Below are 23,717 nucleotides of genomic sequence, written 5' to 3'. Positions count from 1 at the left end.
GTAAGTGGAGCATGAGGTAATGGCGAGCAAGGCCAAGCAATCTTCCGGTCGGGCAGGCGGGGTCGCGAGGGCTACGGGGGGCGGCGCGCTGAACGGCGCGCGCCACGCTTCGACGCGCGGCCACGCTGAGGCAGGGGCACGCCCAAGCAGCAAAGGAGACGCGGGCATCCGAGCCGAGCGCTCAGAGAAGGACCGGAAGACGCTGGAAAAGCTCGTCGAGACCGGCAAGAGCAAGGGGTTCCTCACCTATGACGAGGTGAACGACGCGCTCCCCGCGGACGTCGCGCCCGATCAGCTCGACGACGTGGTGGGCGCCCTCGGCGACGAGGACATCGAGATCGTCGACGGCGCGACCCAGGTGAAGATCGCGCCGAAGCGCATCGCGGACGAGGAGGCGGGCGAGAAGAAGCTCGTCGTCACGCCGGATCGCGAGGAAGAGGACGTCGACTACTACTCGAAGTCGAACGACCCGGTCCGGATGTACCTCCGCAAGATGGGCAGCGTCTCGCTGCTCACCCGCGAGGGCGAGGTCGAGATCGCGAAGCGGATCGAGATCGGCGAGCAGAAGGTCAACGCCGCCATCCTCGACTCCCCCATCGCCGTCCGCGAGATCATCGAGCTCGGCGAGAAGCTCCGGAAGCACAAGATCCGCGTGAAGGAGCTCATCAAGGACGCCGAGAACGACGACCAGGAGTTCGACGAGGAGGAGGCCGATCGGCGCATCATCCGCCTCATCGACAAGGTCAAGCGCGTCGACAAGAAGAAGGCGGAGCTCCTCGAAGAGCGCAAGGACGTCAAAACGGAGGCCCGCCGCAAGCAGATCGATATCGAGGTGACGCAGGCGACGGCCGAGCTCGTGACGACGCTCGAGGAGATGCGCCTCAACAAGCGCACCATCGACAAGATCGTCCAGAAGCTGAAGAGCCTCATCTCGAAGGTCGAGAAGGCCGAGGCGGGCGCGACGGAGCTGGAGCGGCGCACGGGGCTCTCGAAGGGCGAGCTCAAGCGCGAGCTCATCAAGGTGAAGGGCAACCGCGCCCTCGAGGGCCGGCTCGCCAGGAAGCTCAATGTCAACCGCGAGGAGCTCAACGACTTCGAGTCGACCATCAAGAACGCCCAGAAGGGCCTGAAGAAGGTCGAGGAGGAGCTCAACATCGACGTCGCCGCGATCCGCGAGACCTACGAGAACATCCGCGAGGGCGAGCGGATGGCGGAGCGCGCCAAGGCGGAGCTGGTCGAGGCGAACCTCCGGCTCGTCGTCTCCATCGCGAAGAAGTACACGAACCGCGGCCTCCAGTTCCTGGACCTCATCCAGGAAGGGAACATCGGCCTGATGAAGGCCGTCGACAAGTTCGAGTACAAGCGCGGCTACAAGTTCTCGACGTACGCGACGTGGTGGATCCGGCAGGCGATCACCCGCGCGATCGCGGACCAGGCGCGGACGATCCGCATCCCGGTCCACATGATCGAGACGATCAACAAGCTGATTCGCACCTCGCGCTACCTCGTGCAGGAGTACGGCCGCGAGCCGACCCCGGAGGAGATCGCCGAGAAAATGGAGCTCCCGCTCGACAAGGTGCGGAAGGTCCTGAAGATCGCGAAAGAGCCGATCTCGCTCGAGACCCCCATCGGCGAGGAAGAGGACTCGCACCTCGGCGACTTCATCGAGGACAAGAGCGTGATCTCGCCGGCGGAGGCCGTGATCAACATGAACCTCGCCGAGCAGACCCGTAAGGTCCTGAAGACGCTGACGCCGCGCGAGGAGAAGGTGCTCCGGATGCGCTTCGGCATCGGCGAGAAGAGCGACCACACCCTCGAAGAGGTCGGTCAGGACTTCGAGGTCACCCGCGAGCGCATCCGCCAGATCGAGGCGAAGGCGCTTCGCAAGCTCCGGCACCCCAGCCGGTCGAAGCAGCTCAAAAGCTTCATCGACAGCTGATCGTGGGCTCGCCTGCTTGGCAAAAGGCCGGCCGCGCGAGCAGCGCGCGCGGCCGGCTCTCCGCTGGCGCGCTACGCGGTCGCGCGGAGAGCGGCTCGCTTGCCGAGCAGTACGCCGCCGCGCTCCTCCTCGGGGTCGCCGGCGCGCTGCTCTGCGCCGGGTGCGGCAGGACCTTGTCCGAGGACGACTGCCGCAGGGTCGGCGAGGCGATGCGCGCCGCGTGGGAGGCGGAGATGAAGCGGGTGGGTCCGGCGGATGCGGGCAGCTCGGGTCACGCCTCGGTGGTGCTGAGGAGCGAGGGCGAGAGGCTCTCCTCCGAGTGGACGTCCGACTGCAAGAGAGAGCTCGCCGGGAGCGAGGTGGACCCGGGCGAGCTCGACTGCCTCAGGCGCGCAAAGACACTCGATGGGATCCGCCAATGCGCTGCGCCATGAACGCCACCGAGGGCCCCTGGCGAGCGAGCCGGAGGCTTGCGGCAGCGGGTTCGACGCTCAGACGGCCAGATAGCGCCCCCGCGCCCCCCGCCGCAGCAACCTCGGCGCAGGCCGCGCTCCCCCGGGCTGGCGCCGCTGCGGTCTCTTCGCAGGCCACTCCCCTCGCGCAAGCGCAGCAGCGGCGTTAGCGCAGGCCACGCTCCCCCGGCTGGCGCCGCAACGGACCCAGCGCACGCCATGCTCCTCCGAGCAGGCCGCCACAGCGGCTCAGTTCAGGTAGCGCTTGTCCTTCGGACGGTCCTTCTGGCCGCCCGGGATGACCCGGAGCGGAACGCTCCCCGAGCGGCCGCGCGCCGCGGGGACGCGGCGGAGCGCGGCGGACTGCGCCTGGAGCTGGCGGAAGCGCATCCGCAGGTAGAAACGGCGCAGCGGAGAGAAATCGCCGAAGAGGTAGCCGGCCAGCATGCCGCCGAACGGCGTGATCAGCCCCTCCGGGGGCGCGCGCATGGCGATGACGTTGAGCACCGAGATGGCGAAGATGAAGACGAGCAGCATGGTGCCCGTCACCGGGAGGACGAAAAAGAGGCGGACCGTGGCGTGGCGGTGCGCGAGCGCCCAGGCGACGGCGACCGCCTCGATCATCCCGAGCCCGCCATAAAACACCGCCTGCGACACCTTCGGGAAGAGCGCGCCGACCGCCACCTGGAGCGCGAACGCGAAGGCCGCGGAGCCGAACAGGAACGCCAGCATGCGGCCGGCCCCCCAGCGCTCCTCGAGCGATGTGCCGAGGAAGTACAGGCCGAGCAGCGTCATGACGAAGTGCCAGGGATCGCTCGGGCTGTGGATGAGGGGGGCGGTGAACAGCCGCCACACCTGGCCGCCGAGCACCCGCTCGCTGATGCCCAGGAACGGCTCGAGCACGCCACCGCCAGCGCCCGCCCAGTTCATGCCCAGGGTGAACATCACCCAGATGCAGGCAATCGCGACCATCATCCCCAGCAGGGCCTTGCCTGGCTTGGGGAACCCCATCGAGGTGTGCTCCGGGCGCATGGCTCTCCACCTAACAGCCGCGCCTCCGCCGGGCAACCGCTGCCCCCGCAGTATACGGCGATCAGGCCCCTGCCAGGCCCGTGCCGAGCGCAGGCGCCGCCCCTCGTGTCACCCGGGACGCTCCCGGGTAGGGCTCGCCCGGCGCCGGTCGAGGAGCGTGCGCGCCGCGTCGGCGCCCACGCCCCTGCAGAGCCCGCGGGGCGGCGCTCAGAAGAAGTTGCCGATGTTGAACTCGAACTTGTACGTCTCCTCGTAGGGCAGCCGCTTGAACGGGAATCCCCACTCGAAGCGCAGCGGCCCGAGCGGGGAGAACCACCGGAGCCCGAAGCCCCACGAGGTGCGGACGTCGAGGAGGCGCTCGATCGAGAAGCACGGGTTCGTGACGTCGTGCGGCGAGGCGTGGGCGGCTTCGCAGTAGAGCTTCTCGAGGTTCCACGCGTTGCCCAGGTCGGTGAAGACGACGCCCTTGATCTGCACCGCCTCGAGGAGCGGGAACTCCAGCTCGAGGTTCTGGTAGTACATCAGGTTGCCGCCGATGTTCGCGCCGTGCGCGATGAACCGTGAGTTCGGATCGAGGGTCTCCTGGAGAGGGAGGCGCGGCCCGATGTCCCTGAGCTCGAAGCCGCGCACGTCGAGGATGCCGCCCAGGAAGAAGCGCGCGAAGATCGGCACGCCCTCCGGGTTGGGGCTCGTCACCATGCCGGCCTCGGTGTTCAGCTTGAGGATCAGGCTGTCCGTGATCGGGTAGTAGAACCTGCCCGTCGCGCGGTACCGCAGGAACTGGTTCTCGCTCCCGAACGCGCTGTGCGCGAGCTCCACCGAGCCCTGCAGGTAGACGCCGGAGGTCGGGAAGAGCTGGTTGTTCCGCGTGTCGAACGTGAGCGCAGGGCGGATGCTCGACGTGATCCCGTCGTTGAAGAGGTTGTAGAGCGGGAGCCGCTGGAACGTCGACCGCGCCTCGGCCGTGCCGAGGACGGTCGTCGTGCCCGACGAGATCTCGTCGCTCTCCAGCGTGTAGGTCAGCGACGCGCGGAGCTCGGGTTCGATGATCGGGTAGCCGAGCGTCACCGAGCCGCCCGTGGAGGTCTGCGAGAACTCCTGGTAAGCGCGCAGCTGGTTGTAGACGCTCACCGACATCGAGAACGGGCTGTCGAACAGGTACGGCTCGAAGAAGCGGATGTCGACGAGCCGCCGCAGGCCGGAGATCTGCGCCTGGAGCGAGAGCGACTGGCCGTTGCCGAGCAGGTTCGCCTGCTGGACCTGCGCCGTCGCGATGAAGCTCTCGACGCTCGAGAAGCCGGCGCCGATCTGGAAGGTGCCCGTCGGCTTCTCGCCGATGTCGACGTTGACGTTGATGTGCTGGGCGTCGTCGCCCTGCTCGGTGGAGATGTCGACCCGCTCGAAGTAGCCGAGGGCGGTGATCCGCTGCTTCGATCGCTCCAGCTTCGTCTCGCTGAAGAGCTGCTGCTCCTCCACCTCCATCTCGCGGCGGATCACCTTGTCCCGCGTCTTCGTGTTGCCGCGGATCTCGATGCGCCCGAAGTAGACGAGCTGGTTCCGGCGGATGCTGACCGTGATGTCGACCTCGCGCCTGTCCGGGTCGAGCTGGGTCTCCGGCGTGGCCTCGACGTTGGCGTAGCCCGCGTCCCGGTACAGCGTCTGGATCGCGCTGAGATCCTTCGCGAGCTCGGCGCGGTTGAACCAGTCGCCCGGCTTGGCCCGCACCATCTCGCGCAGCGCCCGGCGCCCGCCGAGCGGCTCGATCTCGCGGCCATCGGCGTCCCGCTCGTAGACGCGGAGCGAGCGGATGCGGAACCGCGGCCCCTCGTTGATCGTCAGCGTGACCTCGATCCCCGTCCGGTCGGGCGTGAGCATCACCCGCGGCGTCGCGACCTGCACCGCCAGGAAGCCGCGATCGTAATAGAGCGCGTTGATCACGAGGACGTCGCGCTCGAACGCGTCCTGGCGGAACGGCCCGCCCGTGCCGAAGGCGAAGAAGCCCCCCTGCCCCGTGATCATCACCTCCCGGAGCTCCTCGTCCGAGATGTGGTGGTTGCCGATGAAGGTGATGCGCCGGACGGTGACCGCCTCGTGCTCCTTGATCGTGAACTTGAGGGTGACCTGGTTCTCCCGCGCCGGGATGATCTCGTGGCTGACCTCGGCGAGGAAGAAGCCCTCCTCGGCGTACTTGTCGCGGAGCTTCTGCACCCCTCGCCGGATCGCCGCGTGGCTCAGGATCGTGCCGGTCTTGACCTCGACCGAGAGCGCCTCGGTGAGATCCTCGCTGCTGATCTCGTCGTTGCCGGAGAACTCGATGGCCTTGATGCTCGGTCGCTCGCGGACGAGCACCCGCAGGCTCACGCCGTCGTCGCGGCGGGTGAGGTCGACCTCGACGTCATCGAACAGGCCCGACTGCCAGAGCTCGCGCACGTCGCGCGCCAGCCCCTCGGGGGTGAACGGCCTGCCGACCCTCGTCTGCCCGAGGTAGACAAGTACGTCCTCCGTAGAAATGCGCCGGTTGCCGGCGACGACGATCTGCACCACCGGTTGCCCACGGGCGAGCTCGGCCTCGGTGGGCGCCAGGTCGAGCGTCGGCTCCGGCATGTCGGCGGGGGCCTGCGCAGGTGTACCGGCGCCTGGCTGTGCTCCACCGGCCGCGGTGCCTGACGCAGGCGGTTGGGCGGCGCCGGCCGGGGCGGGAGACGGCGTGGCGCTGCCCCCTGGCGGCTGCGTTTCCGGAGCACCTCCGGGCACTTGAGCTGCCGCGAGCCGGGGCGGTAGGGCCACTGCCGCAACGAACACCAGGAAGAAGCCGAGCCAGACGAGCCGCAGCCAGCGGCCGGGGAGGCGAAGCGTTGGACGGGTGCCTGTCGCGTACAAGGCGCCACCCCGTAGCCCAGCACGCCGTGAGTCTCAAGGGCGGACGCCGAAAACAAGGCGTCGCCGGCCGGGGCGCTTTACGAAGACCCCCGCGTCCGGGTCGATCTGGTGGCCATCTGACGCTATGCCAGGGCCCGCACGAGCGCAGACGAGCGCATCGCCAGGAATTCCCGCGAGGCAACCTTGACCGAGCGCGATGCCCTGGGTAATTGCCGAGGCTCGCCAGCGTCCACCTGAACATCGGAGCACCTGTTCACGGGTGCCCGCGTATTTCCTGGAGCAACGCCGTGTCCCGAACCCCCTCCCTCCCGCCCGATGGTGAGGCGCCCCGCAAGGGCCGCCGCGGCGGCCGGCCCGGCGACGGCGAGCCGCCGCCGCCCCCGGTGCCCGACACCTCGCTCGCTGACGAGGCGCAGCGCCGGTACCTGAACTACGCGCTCAGCGTCATCACCTCGCGCGCGCTCCCAGACGTGCGCGACGGGCTCAAGCCGGTGCAGCGCCGCATCCTCTACGCGATGCTGCACGACCTGCACCTCGGGCCGGACGCGAAGTACCGGAAGAGCGCGGCGGTCGTCGGCGACGTGATGGGCAAGTACCACCCGCACGGCGACGTCGCGATCTACGACGCGATGGTCCGGCTGGCGCAAGACTTCGTGATGCGCGCGCCGCTCATCGCTGGCCACGGGAACTTCGGCTCCGTGGACGGCGATGCGCCGGCGGCGATGCGCTACACGGAGGCGAAGCTCCGCCCCCTGGCGCTCGAGCTCCTGAGCGAGCTCGGCCAGCGCACCGTGAATTTTCGCCCCAACTACGACGGGACGCGCTTCGAGCCCATCGTCCTGCCGTCACGCTTCCCGAACCTCCTCGTGAACGGCTCGCAGGGGATCGCGGTCGGGATGGCGACGAGCATCCCGCCGCACAACCTGGGCGAGGTGGTCGACGCGTGCGTCGCGCTGATCGAGAACCGCGAGCTCAGCACGCTCCGCCTGCTGACGCACGTGAAGGGGCCGGACTTCCCGACCGGCGGCCAGCTGCACGCGACGAAGAAGGAGCTGGAGGCCGTCTACACGTCCGGCCAGGGCTCGCTGAAGCTCCGCGGCGAGTGGCAGCTCGAGGAGGGCGACGGCAAGCGCGGCGCCGCGCCCCAGATCGTGATCACCTCCATCCCGTACGGGATCGAGCGGAAGGCCATCGTCGAGAAGATCGCCGAGGTGATCGTCTCGAAGAAGCTGCCGACGCTCCTCGACGTGCGCGACGAGTCGACCAGCGAGGTGCGCATCGTGATGGAGCTCAAGCGCGGCGCCGACGCGCAGCTCGTGATGGCGTACCTCTACAAACAGACGCCGCTGGCGATCAACGTGCAGGTGAACCTCACCTGCCTCGTGCCCACCGACAACCCCGACGTCGCCGCGCCGCGGCGGCTCGGCCTGCACGAGATCCTGACCCAGTTCCTCGACTTCCGCTACGCGACGGTGACGCGGCGGCTCGAGTTCGAGCTCGGCGAGCTCCGGCGGCGCATCACGATCCTCGAGGGCTTCGAGAAGATCTTCGACGCGCTCGACGAGGTGATCCGGATCATCCGCAAGAGCGAGGGCAAGGCCGACGCGGCCGAGAAGCTGATGAAGCGCTTCGACCTGAGCGAGGAGCAGACGGACGCGATCCTCGAGCTCAAGCTCTACCGGCTCGCGCGGCTCGAGATCCTGCTGGTGCAGAAGGAGCTCGCCGGGAAGCGCGCCGAGGCGAAGCGGATCGAGGGGCTGCTCAAGAGCGACGAGAAGCGTTGGGCGATCGTCCGCGACGAGCTGGTCGAGATCAAGCGCTCCTACGGGGAGAAGCGCCGCACCAAGGTCGTCGGCGCGCTCGACGAGCCCGAGTACCAGGCCGAGGATTTCATCGTCGCCGAGGACGCGAACGTCATCCTCTCGGCGCAGGGCTGGGTGAAGCGGGTCCGCGAGGTGAAGGATCTCTCCTCGACGCGCATCCGCGAGGGAGACAGCGTGCTCGCGGCCGTCGCCGGCTCGACGCGGGCGACCGTCGCGTTCTTCTCGAACCTCGGCGCGTGTTACGTGTGCCGCATCCACGACGTGCCGCAGTCGACCGGCTACGGCGATCCCGTGCAGAAGCTGTTCAAGCTCGCCGACGGCGAGCGGATGATCGCGATGCTCTCCTTCGACGCGCGGGCGCTCGACGTGCCGCCGCAGACCCCGGACGCGGCGGAGCCTGAGCCGCCGTTCGCGCTCGCGATCACCCGCGGCGGCCTGGGCTTCCGGTTCTCGCTGCGGCCGCACCGGGACCCGTCGACGCGCTCCGGGCGCCGCTTTGCCAAGCTGAACGAGGGCGACGAGGTGCTCTTCATCCACGCGGTGGACGGCGCCGACCGGGTGCTCTGCGCTTCGAGCGACGCCTACGCGCTGAGCGTGGCCGTGGACGAGCTCGCGCTGCTCTCCGGCCCGGGCAAGGGCTCGTCCGTGATGCGGGTCGCGGAGGGGGAGCGGCTCGTCGGCGCTGCGCTCGCCCTCGGGCCGAACGACGCCATCACGGTCGAGACGGAGAAGGGCAAGACCCTCGAGATTTCTGCGAGCAAGATCGCCGGCCCGCGCGGCACCCAGGGCGAGCAGCTCGCGCGACGCGACCGCTTCGCCCGGGTGGTGCCGCCGGCCGTGGTCGTACCGACGCTGGAGGTGAGCTGAATGGCCGCCACGAATCCCCCCGTCCGCGCCGCGTCCGGCGCGCGTTACACCGCAGCCGACATCGAGGTGCTCGAGGGCCTGGAGCCCGTCCGCAAGCGCCCCGCCATGTACATCGGCGGCACCGATGTCAGGGGCTACCACCACCTGCTCTGGGAGATCGTCGACAACGCCGTCGACGAGGCGATCAACGGGCACGCCAGGCGGATCGAGGTGACGCTCGACGCCGACCACCAGGGCGCGACCGTGACGGACGACGGGCGCGGCATCCCCGTGGACGTCCACCCCCGGTACAAGCGCGCCGCGCTCGAGCTGATCTTCTGCACGCTGCACGCGGGCGGGAAGTTCGCGAACGACAACTACAAGGTCTCGGGCGGGCTCCACGGCGTCGGATCGAGCGTCGTCAATGCGCTCTCGGAGATCGTCGAGGTCCGGGTGCTGCGCGACGGGCTCGAGCACCAGCAGACGTTCTCGCGCGGCGCGCCGACCAGCAAGCTCAGGAAGGGCGCGCCCACCCGCAAGCACGGCACGAGCATCCATTTCCGGCCGGATCCGGAGATCTTCGGGCGCGACCGGCGCTTCGATCCCGAGACGATCCGCGAGCGCCTGGAGGCGAAGGCCTACCTTCACGGGGGGCTCGCGATCGTGTTCCGCGATCTCGCGTCCGGGGAGTCGGTCGAGCTGCTCCACCCGAACGGCATCGCCGACTTCCTGCCGAAGCTGGTCGCCCAGCGCGGCAAGGCGGTGACGCACCCGTCCATCTTCCACGTCGCCCGCGAGGGCGACATCCGGCTGGAGGCCGCGCTCCAGTGGACGGAGTCGACCGACGACTACGTGAAGTCGTACGTCAACGGCATCCCCACGCACGCCGGCGGCGCGCATGAGTCCGGCTTCGGCACCGCGATCGTGAAGGCGGTCCGGGCCTTCATGGAGGCGAAGAAGATCCAGCCGAAGGGGGTGACGCTGACGGCCGACGACATCCGCGAAGGGATCGTGGGCCTGCTGTCCATCTACATCCAGGACCCTCAGTTCCAGGGGCAGACGAAGGATCGGCTCAACAACCCCGAGGCAGGACCGGCGGTCGAGGGCATGGTCCGGCCCGCGCTGGAGCAGTGGCTGCTCCACAACGGGACCGCGGGCGAGTCGATCGTGGCCCGCGCGATCCTGGCGGCGCGCGCCCGGGAGGCGCGGCGCGAGGCGACGCAGCAGGTCCTGCGCAAGACGCCCGTGTCCCACCGGCTCAACCTGCCGGGCAAGCTCGCCGACTGCGCGTCGACCGACCCCAGCGAGAGCGAGCTCTTCATCGTCGAGGGAGACAGCGCCGGCGGCTCCGCCAAGCAGGGCCGCGACCGGCGGACGCAGGCGATCCTCCCGCTGCGCGGCAAGGTGCTCAACGCGGAGCAGGCGTCGACCTCCAAGGTGCTCGGAAACAAGGAGCTCCAGGACATCGTGAGCGCGCTCGGCTGCGGCTTCGGGAAGGACTTCGACGCCTCCAAGCTGCGCTATGGCCGGATTTTTCTGCTCATGGACGCTGACAGCGACGGGCAGCACATCGCGACGCTGCTGCTGACGTTCTTCTACCGGCACCTGCCCGGGCTGCTCCGTGGCGGGCACGTGTTCCTGGCACAGCCGCCGCTGTACCGGATCGACGTCGGCAAGGAGACGCACTGGGCCCTCGACGACGCCGAGCGCGACCGGATCCTCGCGAGGCTCCCCAAGACAGCCAAGGCGGACATCTCGCGCTTCAAGGGTCTCGGTGAGATGCCCGCCGAGGACCTCAAGGCGACGACGCTCGACATCCATCGCCGCCGCGCCCTGCGTGTCGTCATCGAGGGAGAGATCGAGACCGATCGCATCCTGAACGAGCTGATGGGCAAGGACGCCCAGGCGCGCTTCCGCTTCATCATGGAGCGCGCGCCGAACGCCGAGATCGACGTCTGAGCCGCGATCCACGGATCCCGGGGTCACCGCCTCTGGCGGCGCGCGGGCGCCGTTGGATGCCGCCCCGCCGGCGCATATTCATCACCTGATCTGGAAAAAGCACGTCGCGAGGAGGGCGCGATCATCCACGCGCTCGCGACGTCGTGAGTGCCGCAATGGCGCGCCTGTGCCAGGCACGAGGGATCCGGGGCGCCGATGTCACGTGAACAGCGGGCCACACCCGGTGTGGCATTGCGCGCAGGGTGACTGGCAATTCCCGCGCTTTGTGCTGTGGAATGCCCAAGGCATCCGGGACGCGACCGCTCCAGCGGCCTGCGGCCTACTGGTTGCAATACCTCGCACCAGTGGCCGCGATGACCGTGGCACACAGCCCTTTCACCGCTGGAGAGGTACTCGTGACGACTGCGCTCCCCATCTCGACTCCGCTCGCACCCTCCTCGTCGCACAACACACCGGCCGCACGCGCCTTGCCGGTTCCGTCGGCTCCCGCTGCAGGCCCCAGCGCGGCGGCAGCCGCGCGCGCGGTGCCGATCCCGGCGCCTCGCGCGCCGGCATCAGGCTACGGCGTGCAGCCTTCGCGCGAGCGCGCCGCGCCGCTCGTACCCGCGCGCTCCACCTCTCCTTCACGCTCCGCAGCCCCGCTCCCGCGCAGCACCTCGGAGCGACTCTTGCTCGGCCGTGAGCGCATCCGCCACGCCGCGGAGACCGGCCAGCGGATCCGCTCGTACGAGATCGCCCTCAATCTCGATCTGTCCGAGTTTCATTTCGCACGGCTCTTCCGTGCCGCCTTCGGGCGATCCCCGCATGTCTATTACGACGAGGTGCGCGCGGAGCGCGCCCGCGCGCTGCTGCGCGAGGGGCTCACCGAGGGGGATGTGGCCCGTCGCATCGGTTTCCGCAGGCCTGCGGAGCTCAGGGCCCTCCTGTCCAAGCGCGGGGGCGCCGCGCCCCCGAGCAACGGGACGGAGCGGGGCGACGCCGCCGCCGAGTGATCAGCACGGCAGAGGCCGGGGGCACGCGGCGCGTGCGCCAAGGCCGTCCCCCTGGTCGAGCGATACCAAACGGTCCACCCCCCATGACATCGCGATCAGAGCCTCCGGTGCCGGAGCGCGGGGAGGTTCGTTCTGACCCGATCGAGATAGGCGGGGTCGAGCGTCGCCACGACGATGCCCTCCCCTTCGGAGGCCTGAGCGATCACCTCGCCCCAGGGATCGATCACGCACGATTTCCCGAAGGTCGCCCGCCCGCCGGGGTGCTTGCCCCACTGCGCTGCGGCCACGACGTACGCCTGGGCCTCGATGGCCCGCGCGCGGAGCAGGACGAGCCAGTGATCCTTGCCGGTGAGCAGGGTGAACGCCGCAGGCACGACGACGGCCTCCGCGCCCGCGGACGAGAGCGCACGGTAGAGCTCCGGAAAACGGACGTCGTAGCAGATGGATAGCCCGAGCTTCACGCCGTCGATCTCGGTGACGACGGGGCGATCGCCGGCGCTCGTCGACGCGGATTCGCGGTACTTCGTGCCGTCGGCGATCTCGACATCGAAGAGGTGAATCTTCCGGTACCGGGCGGTGAGCCGGCCGTCGGGCGCGAAGACCGCGCAGGTGTTGTATGGCCGCGCGGGATCTGGGGCGCGCTCGGGGAAGCCGCCGGCCACGATCGTCACGCGGGCGGACCGCGCCGCCTCGGCGAGGCAGCGGACGATCGGGCCGACGCCTGCATCGAGATCCTCTGCGATGCTGCGCTTTTTTTCCTCGCTGCCCATGTAGGCGAAGTTCTCGGGCAGCACGACGGTCGTCGCCCCGCGGTTCGCCGCCTCGACGATGCGCGCCTCCACCCGCGCCAGGTTCTCGCCCACGTCCTCCTGGCTGGAGAGCTGAAGGGCCGCCCAGATGACCGGTCTCTGCATGGGGCAAGCCTACCGCACGACGAACCGGGGTGGACTGCACGCCGGGATATCCGCGGTGTTCACCGGGATCTCTCAGTCTCCTGGTGCACCCGCCGCTCCACCTTCGCCCGCTGTCCCGCCGGCGCCCGCTGTCCCGCCGGCGCCCGCGGCTCCGCCGGCATCCGGAGCGCCGCCTCCGCCTTCGCCCGCGGCTCCGCCGGCACCCGGAGCGCCGCCTCCGCCTTCGCCCGCGGCTCCGCCGGCACCCGGAGCGCCGCCTCCGCCTTCGCCCGCGGCTCCGCCGGCACCCGGAGCGCCGCCCTCGCCCGCGTCGCCATCCACATCGAGATCGGGGATGGCACACTCGAGTGGCACGCCATAAGCGCACGTGGCACCGCACGCGGCACAGACGCACGCGAGCACCCGCTGGAACGCTCGATGCGGGGCGCCGCCGTCCTCCGGCAGCACGCACGCCGCCTGACAGGCTTTATCGCGGCCGCAGCCCTTGAGGCACAGGCTGATCTGCCTGCATCCGGGCTCCCCATCGCACGCCGCGAGCTGCTCCTGGCACCGCCCGCCACGGGACGCGTGCTCGTTGAAGCAGTCGCCGCACCGCCCTTCCCTGCCGCCATAGGCAGCGAGGCACTCGCAGAGGTTCGCCGGCCCGGGCTCCTCGTCGACGCTCGCGTCGGTCGGGGAGCCGCCCGCGCCGCCAGCGCCCGTCGTCGCGCCGCTCGTGCCGCTGCGCGGAGGTGGAAGCCGCTCCTCGGTGCAGCTCGGGAGCGACGCGAGCGCGAACGCCACCCCCGAGGCCAGCACACCGCAAAGCACGGCGCGACCTCCCGCCCCGAGAGCGACGCGCCTCGCCCTCCGCATGAACGACAACATGGGACGATCGTAGCCTGCCTGTCCCCCCGGGACCGAGAGCCCGCGCCGCACGGCCCCCGGCCGCCGGCGGGAACGGCCGAGGGCGAGCGGAACCCTCTCCCGACGACCGCCGATCGCTCCTATGCTTTGCCGGCTCGTTGCGGAAATTCTCATGGAAATCGCTCCCCTCTCCCTGATGCCGCGCTCCGTGCTCGCCCTGGCCAAGGAGGTCGCGCGCGCGCTGCTCCGGCGGCCCGTCGTCGGGATCGCCGCCGCCGCGCAGACCGCGGACGGCCGGTGGCTGCTCATCCGTCGCAGCGACACCGGAACCTGGGCGCTCCCCGGAGGGACCCTGGAGTGGGGCGAGACGCTCCGCGACACGATCGTGCGCGAGCTCGCGGAGGAGGCCGGCGTCACCGAGGTCGAGATCGGTCGGGTCGTGGGGGTGTACTCGCGCCCCGATCGCGACGTCCGCTTCCACGCCGTGACCGTCGTCGTCACCGCGCGGATCGGCGCGCCGACGCGGCCCCCCCAGAACCCGCTCGAGATCCGCGAGGTCAGGCTCTTCCGGGACGACGAGCTCCCCGGCGAGCTCGCGATGGGCATGGGGGACCTGCTCGCCGCCGCCCGGCGCGCGGGCGACACCGAGCTCGAGTGATCCGAGGGACACGATGACCCAGGCACACCACGACGAGGCCGGAGCGCGCAGCCTGCTGCAGGGCGGGCTCGCGACGGACCCCAGGCACAAGGCGCGCATCGACGAGCTCGCCGAGCGCATCGAGAAATACAGGGCGAGCTACTACGCCGGGCACCCCGAGATCTCGGACGCGGCCTTCGACGCCCTCGAGGACGAGCTCCGCGCCCTGGATCCCGCGCACCCGGTCCTCGCCCGCGTCGGCTCGGCCTCCCTCATCACGGAGTGGGAGAAGGCGCGGCACGAGATCCCGATGGGCTCGCTCAACAAGGTCGTCTCCGAGGACGAGCTCCGGGCCTGGGTCGCGCGCTGCGAGGAGATCCTCGCGAAGGACGCGCGCGCCGCGGGCGGCGCGCGCGACGAGGGCGCCGCGCAGCCGGGGGCGCCCGAGGCGCCCAGGGTCGCCGACGACCTGTTCGTCGCGGAGAAGCTCGACGGCATCTCCATCGAGGTCATCTACAAGGGGGGCAAGCTCGTCGACGCCATCACGCGCGGCGACGGCGAGTGGGGCGAGCGGATCACCGCCAACGTCGCGAGGATGAAGGGCGTCCCCTCGCGGATCCGGGAGCAGGGCAGGCTGTCGGTGCGCGGCGAGATCATCCTCCGGCTCTCGGACATGCGGCGCCACTTCCCCGGCGTGACGAGCCCGCGCAACATGGCCGCGGGCGCGTCCAAGCGGTTCGACGGCCAGGGGGCCGAGCGCTGCACCGTGCTCTTCTACGACGTCGCCGACCACCTCGAGATCCCGACGTGCCGGGCGCGCTTCGCCTGGCTGCGCGAGCTCGGCTTCGCCACGCCGCAGACCGCCCACGGCGGCGTCGAGGACGTCATCGCGCTCTACCGGCGCTACTCGAGCGAGCTCCGCGCGAGCCTCGACTACGAGATCGACGGGCTCGTCGTCTACGTCGACTCGCTCCACCTCCAGGGCCTGCTCGGCGACGTCAACCGGAGGCCGCGCGGCGCCGTCGCCTTCAAGTTCGCGTCGCCCGCCAAGGTGACGACGGTCGTGGGGATCCAGTGGGACACCGGGCCGAGCGGCCGCGTCACCCCGGTGGCGATCGTCGAGCCGGTGGAGCTCGCCGGCGCCAACGTGCGGCGCGCCTCGCTGCACAACGCGGCCAACGTGCGGAGCCTCGGCATCGGCGTGGGCGACGAGGTGCTGGTCTCGCGCCGCAACGACGTGATCCCGTACGTCGAGGAGGTCGTCGACAAGCGCGGCCCCGCCGCGGTCCCGCCGTCGCTCTGCCCGGTCTGCGGCGCGCCGCTCGTCGTCGAGGGCGAGTACCTGCTCTGCCGGAACGCCGGGTGCCGCGCCCTCATCGAGGGGCGCATCCACAACTGGATCGACGCCATCGGCGCGCTCGAGTGGGGCGACAAGCTCATCGAGCAGGTCGTGGCCGCGGGCCTCGTCCGGGAGCCGCTCGACCTGTACACGCTCACGGTCAAGGACATCGCGGAGCTCGATCGGCGCGGAGAGAAGAGCGCCACGAAGTGCCTCGAACAGCTGAAGAGCCGCCTCCCGCTCACGCTGCCGGTCTTCCTCGCGGCGCTCGGCATCGAGGGGTTCGCGATCCAGACCGCGCGGCTGCTCGTGTCGGCCGGGTACAACACCATCGAGAAGCTGCTCGCCGCGGGCGAGGACGAGCTCGCCAACATCCCGGGGCTCGGCGCCATCAAGGCCGCGAGCATCGTCCGCGGGCTGCGCGCGCGCGGCGACGAGATCGCGCGGCTGCTCGCGGCGGGCATCGTCCCGGTCGCGCCCGAGGCGGAGGGCCCGCTCGCGGGCCTGACGTTCTGCTTCACGGGCGCGGCCACGCGCTCCCGCGGCGAGCTCACCCACCTCGTCGAGTCGAACGGCGGGCGGGTGCTGAGCAGCGTCACCAAGGAGCTCAACTACCTCGTCCTCGCGGACGTGGAGTCCACGTCGAGCAAGGCCGTGAAGGCGCGCAAATACGGCACGAAGCTCATCACCGAGGACGATCTCGACAGGCTCATCGCCGAGCGCCGCGGCGGCTAGCGGCGCTCACCAGGTGATGTCCTGGTCCTCCGTGACGCCGAGCACGTCGCGGAGCTCGAGCACCCGCCCGCCCGGGAGGCGGATCGTGCCCGAGTAGAGGCCGATCGGCTGCATGAACTCCGACGCGAGCACGCCGAGGTGGGTGTGGTTCGAGTGCGCGGCGCCGGGGGCGAACCCGAGATCCACGGCGCCGTCCGCGGTCCTCACGCGCCACGGATCGAGCGGCCGCGCCGCGTCGAAGGTGAACCGGCCCTCGGCGAGCGGGACGAGCTCGCCCTCGATCCAGAGCGCGCACTCGGCGTCGCCGACGAACCCCTCGCCGAGGTTCATGCCCACGCGCTCGCCGCTCTCTGCGCGCCCCAGCGCGAGGGCCCAGCGCCACGTCGTGCGGCGCGGCAGGAGGCCGTCCGTGTGGTCGTAGCCGGCGAGCGCTCCGTCGAGCGAGATCCGGCGGCCGAGCACCGACGCCTCCCCCTCGGCGTCGAGGAGCAGCCGCTTCTCGGTCGTGGCGAGGAGGCCGCCCGGCATGGGCGCGATCACCGAGAGGGCCGGCGGCGCCGCGCGGCTCGTGAGCCGCGCGTGGAGCTCGAGGCCCCGGAACGCCGCGGTCGCCGTGACGCTCGCCTCGCCGCGCGGGCGGTCGATGCGGACGCGCGCGCCGGGCAGCCACGCGCGCGCGGAGCCGCCCCCGCCCACGCTCGCCGCGAACGGCGGGCCGAACATCGAGCGGTCCACGAGCAAGCGCCGGCCCGCCTTGTCGAAGGCGACGCCGAACGCGAGCGCGAGGTAGCCGAGGTGCACGACCGCGACGGCGAGGAAGACCTCGTTCGACGCGATCGCCAGGTAGGTCCACCGCTTGCGCCTGAGCAGCCGGTGGAGCCGGCGCGGCGCGAGCGGCGTCAGATCGACGCGCGGAAGATCGCCGCAGAAGGAGCCAGCGCGCGCCGCTCCCGTGACCGGATCGAAGAGCGCGTCGGGCGGCGTGAGGAGCTCGCGCATCTCGCGAGCGTAGCGGCAGCGAGGGCGCTCCCCAAGGCGGGCGGATCCTGAAACCCGGCATCCTCGGAAGCGCTGCCAGCGCGGCGAGCGCGACCACGCGCGCGGCCCCCTTGCGCGCCTCCGCCGCGGCGAAACGCGGCGCCGGAGCGCTGCGCGCCCTCGGCGCCGCCGCTAGACTCGCGGCATGATCGACGCCATCGCCACGCCCCCGAGCCCCCAGAACGAGCCCGTCCTCGCGTACGCCCCAGGCAGCCCGGAGCGCGCGGCCCTCAAGGCGGAGCTCGAGCGCAGGGCGCGGGAGACGATCGAGATCCCCATGATCATCGACGGGGAGGCGGTCCGGACCGGAGCGCTCGAGGAGGTCCGCGCGCCGCACCGGCGCGACCTCCTCTTGGCCCGCGCTCACCAGGGCGGCGCCGAGCACGTCGCGCGCGCGATCGAGGCCGCCCGGCGCGCGCACCCGGCCTGGTCGCGGACGCCGTGGACGGCGCGCGCCGCGGTGTTCCTCAAGGCCGCCGAGCTGCTCGCGACCCGGTACCGCCCCGTGCTCAACGCGGCGACGATGCTCGGGCAGAGCAAGACCGCGTACCAGGCGGAGATCGACGCCGCTTGCGAGCTCATCGACTTCTTCCGTTACAACGTCCACTTCGCCCACCGGATCGCCGCCGAGCAGCCGGCGAGCGCGCCCGGCATGTGGAACCTCGCCGAGCCTCGCCCGCTCGAGGGCTTCGTCTTCGCCGCGACGCCGTTCAACTTCACCGCGATCGCGGGCAACCTGCCCGCGGCCCCGGCGCTGATGGGCAACACCGTGGTGTGGAAGCCCTCGGCCAACGCGCTGTACTCGGCGCATTTCGTGATGGAGCTGCTGACCGAGGCGGGCCTCCCGCGCGGCGTCATCAACCTCGTCATGGGTCCGCCCGGGCTCGTCTCGAACGCGTGCCTCGATCACCCGGACTTCGCCGGCATCCACTTCACCGGCTCGACCGCGGTCTTCCAGGCGATCTGGCGCCGCATCGGGGAGAACATCGGGCGCTACCGCGGCTACCCGCGCGTCGTCGGCGAGACGGGCGGCAAGGATTTCGTCTTCGCGCACGCGAGCGCCGACGTCGACGCGCTCGCGGTCGCGCTCGTCCGGGGCGCCTACGAGTACCAGGGGCAGAAGTGCTCGGCCGCGTCGCGCGCGTACATCCCCCGGTCGCTCTGGCCGACCCTCAAGGACCGGCTCGTGGGCCACATCCAGGCGCTCCGCGTGGGGGACGTCGCCGACTTCCGCAACTTCATGGGCGCCGTGATCGACGGGCGCGCGCACGCCCGGCTCACGGAGCGGATCGCCGCGGCGAAGGGGGACCCGGCGTGCTCGCTCCTCTGCGGCGGCGGCGGGCGCGCGCACGACGGGAGCGAGGGGTGGTTCGTCGAGCCGACGCTGATCGAGACCACGGATCCGCGCCACGCCCTGATGACGGACGAGCTGTTCGGGCCGGTCCTCACGGTCTGGGTCTATCCCGACGGCGAGGAGGCGCGGGCGCTCGCGCTCTGCGACGAGACGTCGCCCTACGGCCTCACGGGGGCGGTGTTCGCGCGGGACCGGGCGTTCATCGAGGCGGCGAGCGACGCGCTCCGCTTCGCGGCAGGCAACTTCTACATCAACGACAAGCCCACCGGCGCCGTGGTCGGGCAGCAGCCGTTCGGCGGCGCGCGCGGCTCGGGCACGAACGACAAGGCGGGCAGCATGCTGAACCTGCTCCGGTGGGTCTCCCCGCGGGTCGTGAAGGAGACGTTCGCGCCGCCGCGCGCCGTCCCCTACCCGTTCATGGCAGCGGAGTAGGAAGGAGACGTTCGCGCCGCCGCGCGCCGTCCCCTACCCGTTCATGGCAGCGGAGTAGGACGCGCGAGCGCGCGAGCGGACGGGCGGAGCGCCTCCCCGATCAGTCCTCCGGCGAGTAGTCGCAGGCGCCGCTGGCGAGGTCGGAGCACGACCAGTCCTCCGCCTCGTAGCAGTCCGCCTGGCGCTCGATCGCCGTGGCGTAGGAGGCGCGGTCGGCCAGGTCGCGGCACAGCGCGACGCAGGCGTCCTTTCCCGGGCCGTCGGGCTGGCACTCGGCGTTCGTGGCGCAGACCACGTCGCACGGGTCGCGCTCGGAGCAGGCAGCAGAGAGAGAGACGAGCAGGAGGGCGAGGATGAGCGCGAAGCGGGGCATGGCGAACGCTCCAGCGCTCATCGGAGCACGCCGGTGTGCCGGTTGACGAGAGCCGAGCCCATCGGCGGCTCGGCCCCGGCGGGCCCCGGAGCGGGGCATGCCCGGCGCACGCCGAAGGGCGTCTGCTCAGGAAAGATTATGTAATCAAACACACATACCACGCCTGCCCGACGAAACCGTGCCCGTCCTTGTCCGAGGGGGAATGACAGTGTAGTTGCACTATTCCTTCGAGTCCGTCGAGGGGACCTCGGACGCAGCTAGCATTGGGAGGTGCCATGAGATCCATGTATTTGCTGGGTTTTTTCGTGGCTGGCACGATCGCGGCGACCGCCGCGGGTTGCGGAGGCGGCGACAATGGAGCCGGCGGGAGCGACGGCGAGGGGGGTGCCGGGGGCGCCACGACGACGACCACCACGACCACCCCCTCCACGACGACCGGCTCCTCGGGCTCCACCGACGTGGACGACGGGAACGACAGCATCGACGAAGCCGCGCCGCTGGACGGCAACGCGGTTCAGGGGACCCTCGAGCCCATCGACGCGGACGCGGACTACTACAGTTTCACCGGAACCAAAGGTCAGCCCATCTCCATCGTGACCGACGCGAAGCCGTCAGAAGACGAGCTGGATCCCACGTATCCCGATGTCGTCGTCACGCTGCTCGACGCGGACGGGAACCAGCTCGCTCAGAACGACGATCCCGCTGGAGGGAATACCAACGACAGCAACCTGCTCACCGTCCTGCCCGCGGACGGCGAGTACTTCGTCGTCGTCCAGGATTGCAACGCCGTCTTCTCCGGGGGTTGCGCCGACCCGGCGGAGATCCTCTCGTTCGACTACGCGCTGCAGGTGGTCCCGATCGATCCGGACGAGAGCGAGACCGACAGCTACATCGCGGACACGGAGCCCAACGATGACGCCGAGCAGGCCGTGACGCTGCACTACGAGCTGCGCGAGGACGAGTCGGACTACTACCCCACCTTCGTCTTCGGCAGCTTCGCGAGCGCGACGGACGTCGACGTCTACTCGTTCACGCCGCCGGAGACCCCCGAGGTCGAGCATGCCCTCGTGGCCCAGCTCGGGGTCACCGGCCCGACGGGGATCGAGGGCAATGGCTCGACCGTGGAGGTCAGCGAGATCGCCGTCTTCGATCCGACCGATCTGACCAGCGCCTACGCGAAGGTGGACCCGGCGAAGGGAGGCAGCATCTCCGTACCCGTGGAAGCCGGGAAAGAGTACCTCGTCTTCGTCAAGCGCCCCGAGGGCGAGGTGGGGAAGAACGATTTCTACGTCATGATCCACGGGCGCACGGGCTCCGACCCCCTCGAGGCCGAGGAGCTGACCAACGGGGACGTGGCGACGCCGGAAGACGACCTGGTCGCCCTCTTCAACACGGCCAGCGGCGTCATCTATGGCGTCGAAGGCAAGCTCGCGGACGGGGAAATCGCGGATGTCGACGTCTACGCGGTCCCCCTCGACAACGTGGAAGAGGGCTGGACGATCTCGGTCGCCTGCGGAGCGCAGCGCCAGGGGTCAGGGATCCGCGGGCTCAAGGCCGAGGTGCTGAACGGAGATGGCGCCGAGATCGACGCCGCCACCCACTCGGCCACGGAGAGCGAGACGGAGGAGCTCTTCATCAACGCGGCCGCGATCCCGCCGGGCGCCGCGGAGAACCGCCTGCTCGTCCGGGTGTCGGCCGCCGCGCCCGCCGAGGATGTGACGAGCCGCGCGTACAGCTGCCGCTTCGGCTACCTGCCGCCGAGGGCCAACTGAGGGGCTGACGCACCCGCGCGGCTCGAGCTCCGGTCTCCGCGGGGCTCGGCCGCGGGGTGCGCGGCGCCGCGCTCCGAGCGAGCGCGAGCGCCGACCGCGACGCACCTCACAGCCCCCGGATCGCGGCTCCGCCGGCGCCTCCCCTTCCGGGCCTCCCCCGGACCCCGTGGTATAGCCGGGCCGCCATGAAGGTCGGCTCCACGCCCACGCGCCTCGGGCGCCCCTCGCTCCTCTCGCTCCTCCTGCTGGCCGCCTGCGGCGCGGGCGCCCCGACGGGCGCCGTCCCTCCGCCGCCCGCGCCCGGCAGCGCCGCGCCGGCGGCGCCCTCGCCCCCGACGGCGACCCTGCGACCCGAGGCCCCAGCGCGCGCCGAGCTCGATCCCGTGGCCGTGGGGATGACCGTGAGCGGGGTGAAGCGGCTCTGCGACGAGCACCTGAGCGCGGCGGCGCGGCACCTCGACGCCATCAGGGCGCTGAAAGGAGCGCCGCCGGAGGAGCTCACCTACGCCGCGACGCTCGGGCGCTTCGACGACGCGGTGCTGGAGGTGAACAGCGCGGGCGACTTCCCGTACCTGATGGGCGTCGCGCACCCCGACGCGGCCGTGCGCGAGGCCGCCAGGCTCTGCGAGCCCAAGGTCGACCGGTTCACGACCGCGATGTGGCTGGACGCCGATCTCGCCGCCGTCATCGAGGCGTACGCCGAGCAGGGAGACGCGCTGGAGGGCGAGCGCGCCCGGCTCCTCTCCGATGTCCTCCGCGACTTCCGCCGCAACGGGCTGTCGCTCCCGCCGGACCGGCAGCAGCGCCTCCGCGACGTGAACGAGCAGATCACCCGCATCAGCCAGGAGTTCATGTCGAACCTGTCGGCGTCGACCGGGTCGATCGAGATCGCGCCCGCGTCCCTCGAGGGGCTGCCCAAGGAGTACGTCGCGAAGCACCCGCCCAAGGCGAACGGCAAGGTCGAGATCTCCACCGACTACCCCGACTTCTTCCCGTTCGTCACCTACGCGAAGGACCGCAAGGCCGCGCTCGATCTCTTCATCCTGTTCACGAACCGCGGCGGCGAGAAGAACGTGAAGCTGCTCGAGCGGCTCCTCGCGCTCCGCTCCGAGAAGGCGAAGATGCTCGGCTACAAGAGCTGGGCCGACTACGCCATCGAGCCGCGGATGGCCAGGACGAGCGGCGCCGTGCGCGCCTTCCTCGACCAGGTCAGGACCGCGCTGAAGGAGCCCGCCAGGGCCGAGTTCGCCGAGCTGATGAGGGAGCACGTGCGGCTCGGAGGCAAGCCGACGGACAAGCTCCCGCCCTCCGAGCGCTACTACCTGGAGGACCGCGTCCGCGCCTCCAGGTACCGGTTCGACTCGCAGGCGCTCTCGGACTACCTCGAGCTCGGCGCCGTGAGGCAGGGGCTCATGGACCTCACCGCGCGGATGTACGGCGTGGAGTACAGGGAGGTCCCCGCGAACGCCTGGCACCCCGACGTGACCGCGTACGAGGTGCGCGCCGGCGGCGAGCGGATCGGGAAGCTCTACCTCGACCTCTTCAGCCGCCCCGACAAGTACAAGCACGCGGCGATGTTCGTCGTGCGCACGGCGAAGCGGCTCGACGACGGGTCGTGGCAGACCCCCATCGCGGCGCTCGAGTGCAACTTCCCGAAGCCGGGGGCGCAGCCGGCGCTCATGTCCCACGAGGACGTGGTGACGTTCTTCCACGAGTTCGGGCACGTGCTGCACCACCTCCTGACGCGCTCGGAGCTCGCCTCCTACTCGGGGACCGCGGCCGTGCGCGATTTCGTCGAGGCGCCGAGCCAGATGTTCGAGGAGTGGGCGTGGTCGCGCGAGGTGCTCGACCTGTTCGCGAAGCACCACGCGACCGGCGAGAAGATCCCGGAGGATCTGTTCGAGGCGATGACCCGCGCGCGCGGCTTCGGGCGCGCGCTGGCCACGCAGCGGCAGCTCACCCTCGCGTCGCTCGATCTGGAGCTCCACGCCCGCGACCCGGGCTTCGACACGACCCGGGTCGTGGAGCAGGCGCAGCGCGCGAACGAGTCGTTCGCCTTCGTGAAGGGGACGCACCTCCAGTCGAGCTTCGGGCACCTCATCACCTACGACGCGGGCTACTACGGGTACCAGTGGGCGCTGTCGCTCTCTCGCGACGTGCTCACCCGCTTCAAGCGGGAGGGCCTGCTGAACCCCGCCGTCGCGCGCTCGTTCCGCGACGAGGTGCTCGCGAAGGGAGGCGGCGTCGACGCAGGAGAGCTCGTCGCCCGCTTTCTCGGCCGCCCGCCGAGCCACGACGCCTACCTCGCTTACCTCCAGGGCAAGGACTGAGCGCGCCGGGGCCGCCCTCGCGGC

16 protein-coding genes are annotated in these 23,717 nt (G+C 70.8%); 10 read left to right on the top strand and 6 right to left on the bottom strand.

Translation table 11 applies throughout. The features are described from left to right. Positions 1–19 precede the first annotated feature (19 nt). Both rpoD and WMF31_RS16095 read left to right on the top strand, forming a co-directional pair. Positions 20–1,939: an RNA polymerase sigma factor RpoD gene (gene rpoD / locus WMF31_RS16100; protein ID WP_436602789.1), complete on the top strand. Its 1,920-nt coding sequence runs from the start codon at positions 20–22 to the stop codon at positions 1,937–1,939. A 2-nt stretch (positions 1,940–1,941) separates the two neighbouring features. Next, on the top strand, positions 1,942–2,373 hold the full coding sequence (locus WMF31_RS16095) for a hypothetical protein (protein WP_436602788.1): 432 nt from the start codon (positions 1,942–1,944) through the stop codon (positions 2,371–2,373). Between the two features lie 267 nt (positions 2,374–2,640). Here the strand turns inward: WMF31_RS16095 and WMF31_RS16090 are convergent, their stop codons facing one another. Beyond that, positions 2,641–3,423 (bottom strand): rhomboid family intramembrane serine protease, encoded by a 783-nt coding sequence (locus WMF31_RS16090; RefSeq protein WP_129348993.1) that lies wholly within the window; start codon positions 3,421–3,423, stop codon positions 2,641–2,643. A gap of 207 nt (positions 3,424–3,630) precedes the next feature. After that, positions 3,631–6,027, bottom strand: coding sequence for an outer membrane protein assembly factor BamA (bamA, locus tag WMF31_RS16085; protein ID WP_436602787.1), 2,397 nt, complete (start codon positions 6,025–6,027; stop codon positions 3,631–3,633). 563 nt (positions 6,028–6,590) lie between these two features. Between bamA and WMF31_RS16080 the strand changes: the two genes are divergently transcribed. The 3 genes from WMF31_RS16080 to WMF31_RS16070 all read left to right on the top strand — a co-directional run bounded on the left by WMF31_RS16080 (position 6,591) and on the right by WMF31_RS16070 (position 11,923). Beyond that, positions 6,591–8,993: a DNA gyrase/topoisomerase IV subunit A gene (locus tag WMF31_RS16080; RefSeq protein WP_436602786.1), complete on the top strand. Its 2,403-nt coding sequence runs from the start codon at positions 6,591–6,593 to the stop codon at positions 8,991–8,993. After that, positions 8,994–10,931 carry a DNA gyrase/topoisomerase IV subunit B gene (locus WMF31_RS16075; protein ID WP_436602785.1) on the top strand — a complete coding sequence of 646 codons (1,938 nt, stop codon included), beginning with the start codon at positions 8,994–8,996 and terminating at the stop codon, positions 10,929–10,931. Between the two features lie 668 nt (positions 10,932–11,599). Then, positions 11,600–11,923 carry a helix-turn-helix domain-containing protein gene (locus WMF31_RS16070; RefSeq protein WP_436602784.1) on the top strand — a complete coding sequence of 108 codons (324 nt, stop codon included), beginning with the start codon at positions 11,600–11,602 and terminating at the stop codon, positions 11,921–11,923. A gap of 95 nt (positions 11,924–12,018) precedes the next feature. Here the strand turns inward: WMF31_RS16070 and WMF31_RS16065 are convergent, their stop codons facing one another. Together WMF31_RS16065 and WMF31_RS16060 are read right to left on the bottom strand one after the other, a co-directional pair. Beyond that, positions 12,019–12,837, bottom strand: a complete 819-nt coding sequence (locus tag WMF31_RS16065; RefSeq protein ID WP_436602783.1) for a carbon-nitrogen hydrolase family protein — start codon at positions 12,835–12,837, stop codon at positions 12,019–12,021. Between the two features lie 59 nt (positions 12,838–12,896). Beyond that, positions 12,897–13,178, bottom strand: coding sequence for a hypothetical protein (locus WMF31_RS16060; RefSeq protein WP_436602782.1), 282 nt, complete (start codon positions 13,176–13,178; stop codon positions 12,897–12,899). 677 nt (positions 13,179–13,855) lie between these two features. On the opposite strand from WMF31_RS16060, the gene WMF31_RS16055 reads away from it, so the two are divergent. Together WMF31_RS16055 and ligA are read left to right on the top strand one after the other, a co-directional pair. Then, entirely contained in the window at positions 13,856–14,341 is a 486-nt protein-coding gene (locus WMF31_RS16055) for an NUDIX hydrolase (RefSeq protein ID WP_242516401.1), read from the top strand. A 13-nt stretch (positions 14,342–14,354) separates the two neighbouring features. Continuing rightward, positions 14,355–16,394: an NAD-dependent DNA ligase LigA gene (ligA, locus tag WMF31_RS16050; RefSeq protein ID WP_436602781.1), complete on the top strand. Its 2,040-nt coding sequence runs from the start codon at positions 14,355–14,357 to the stop codon at positions 16,392–16,394. Positions 16,395–16,400: 6 nt separating this feature from the next. On the opposite strand, the gene WMF31_RS16045 is transcribed toward ligA, so the two are convergent. Then, positions 16,401–17,393 carry a DUF2804 domain-containing protein gene (locus tag WMF31_RS16045; RefSeq protein ID WP_436602780.1) on the bottom strand — a complete coding sequence of 331 codons (993 nt, stop codon included), beginning with the start codon at positions 17,391–17,393 and terminating at the stop codon, positions 16,401–16,403. A gap of 184 nt (positions 17,394–17,577) precedes the next feature. Here WMF31_RS16045 and pruA point away from each other — a divergent pair, with 184 nt between their 5' ends. After that, positions 17,578–19,218: an L-glutamate gamma-semialdehyde dehydrogenase gene (gene pruA / locus WMF31_RS16040; RefSeq protein ID WP_436602779.1), complete on the top strand. Its 1,641-nt coding sequence runs from the start codon at positions 17,578–17,580 to the stop codon at positions 19,216–19,218. A 100-nt stretch (positions 19,219–19,318) separates the two neighbouring features. Here the strand turns inward: pruA and WMF31_RS16035 are convergent, their stop codons facing one another. Continuing rightward, positions 19,319–19,612, bottom strand: coding sequence for a hypothetical protein (locus tag WMF31_RS16035; RefSeq protein ID WP_436602778.1), 294 nt, complete (start codon positions 19,610–19,612; stop codon positions 19,319–19,321). A gap of 254 nt (positions 19,613–19,866) precedes the next feature. Between WMF31_RS16035 and WMF31_RS16030 the strand changes: the two genes are divergently transcribed. Beyond that, the gene (locus WMF31_RS16030; RefSeq protein ID WP_436602777.1) at positions 19,867–21,363 is read left to right on the top strand and encodes a PPC domain-containing protein; all 1,497 of its coding nucleotides are present in this window, start codon (positions 19,867–19,869) and stop codon (positions 21,361–21,363) included. A gap of 185 nt (positions 21,364–21,548) precedes the next feature. Further along, positions 21,549–23,693 carry a M3 family metallopeptidase gene (locus WMF31_RS16025; RefSeq protein ID WP_436602776.1) on the top strand — a complete coding sequence of 715 codons (2,145 nt, stop codon included), beginning with the start codon at positions 21,549–21,551 and terminating at the stop codon, positions 23,691–23,693. Positions 23,694–23,717: the final 24 nt, after the last annotated feature.

Source organism: Sorangium sp. So ce1036, assembly GCF_051369805.1.
GTDB lineage: Bacteria > Myxococcota_A > Polyangia > Polyangiales > Polyangiaceae > Sorangium > Sorangium cellulosum_F.
The sequence above is the reverse complement of the archived record's forward strand: the minus strand, read 5'-3'. Positions and strand labels throughout refer to the sequence as shown.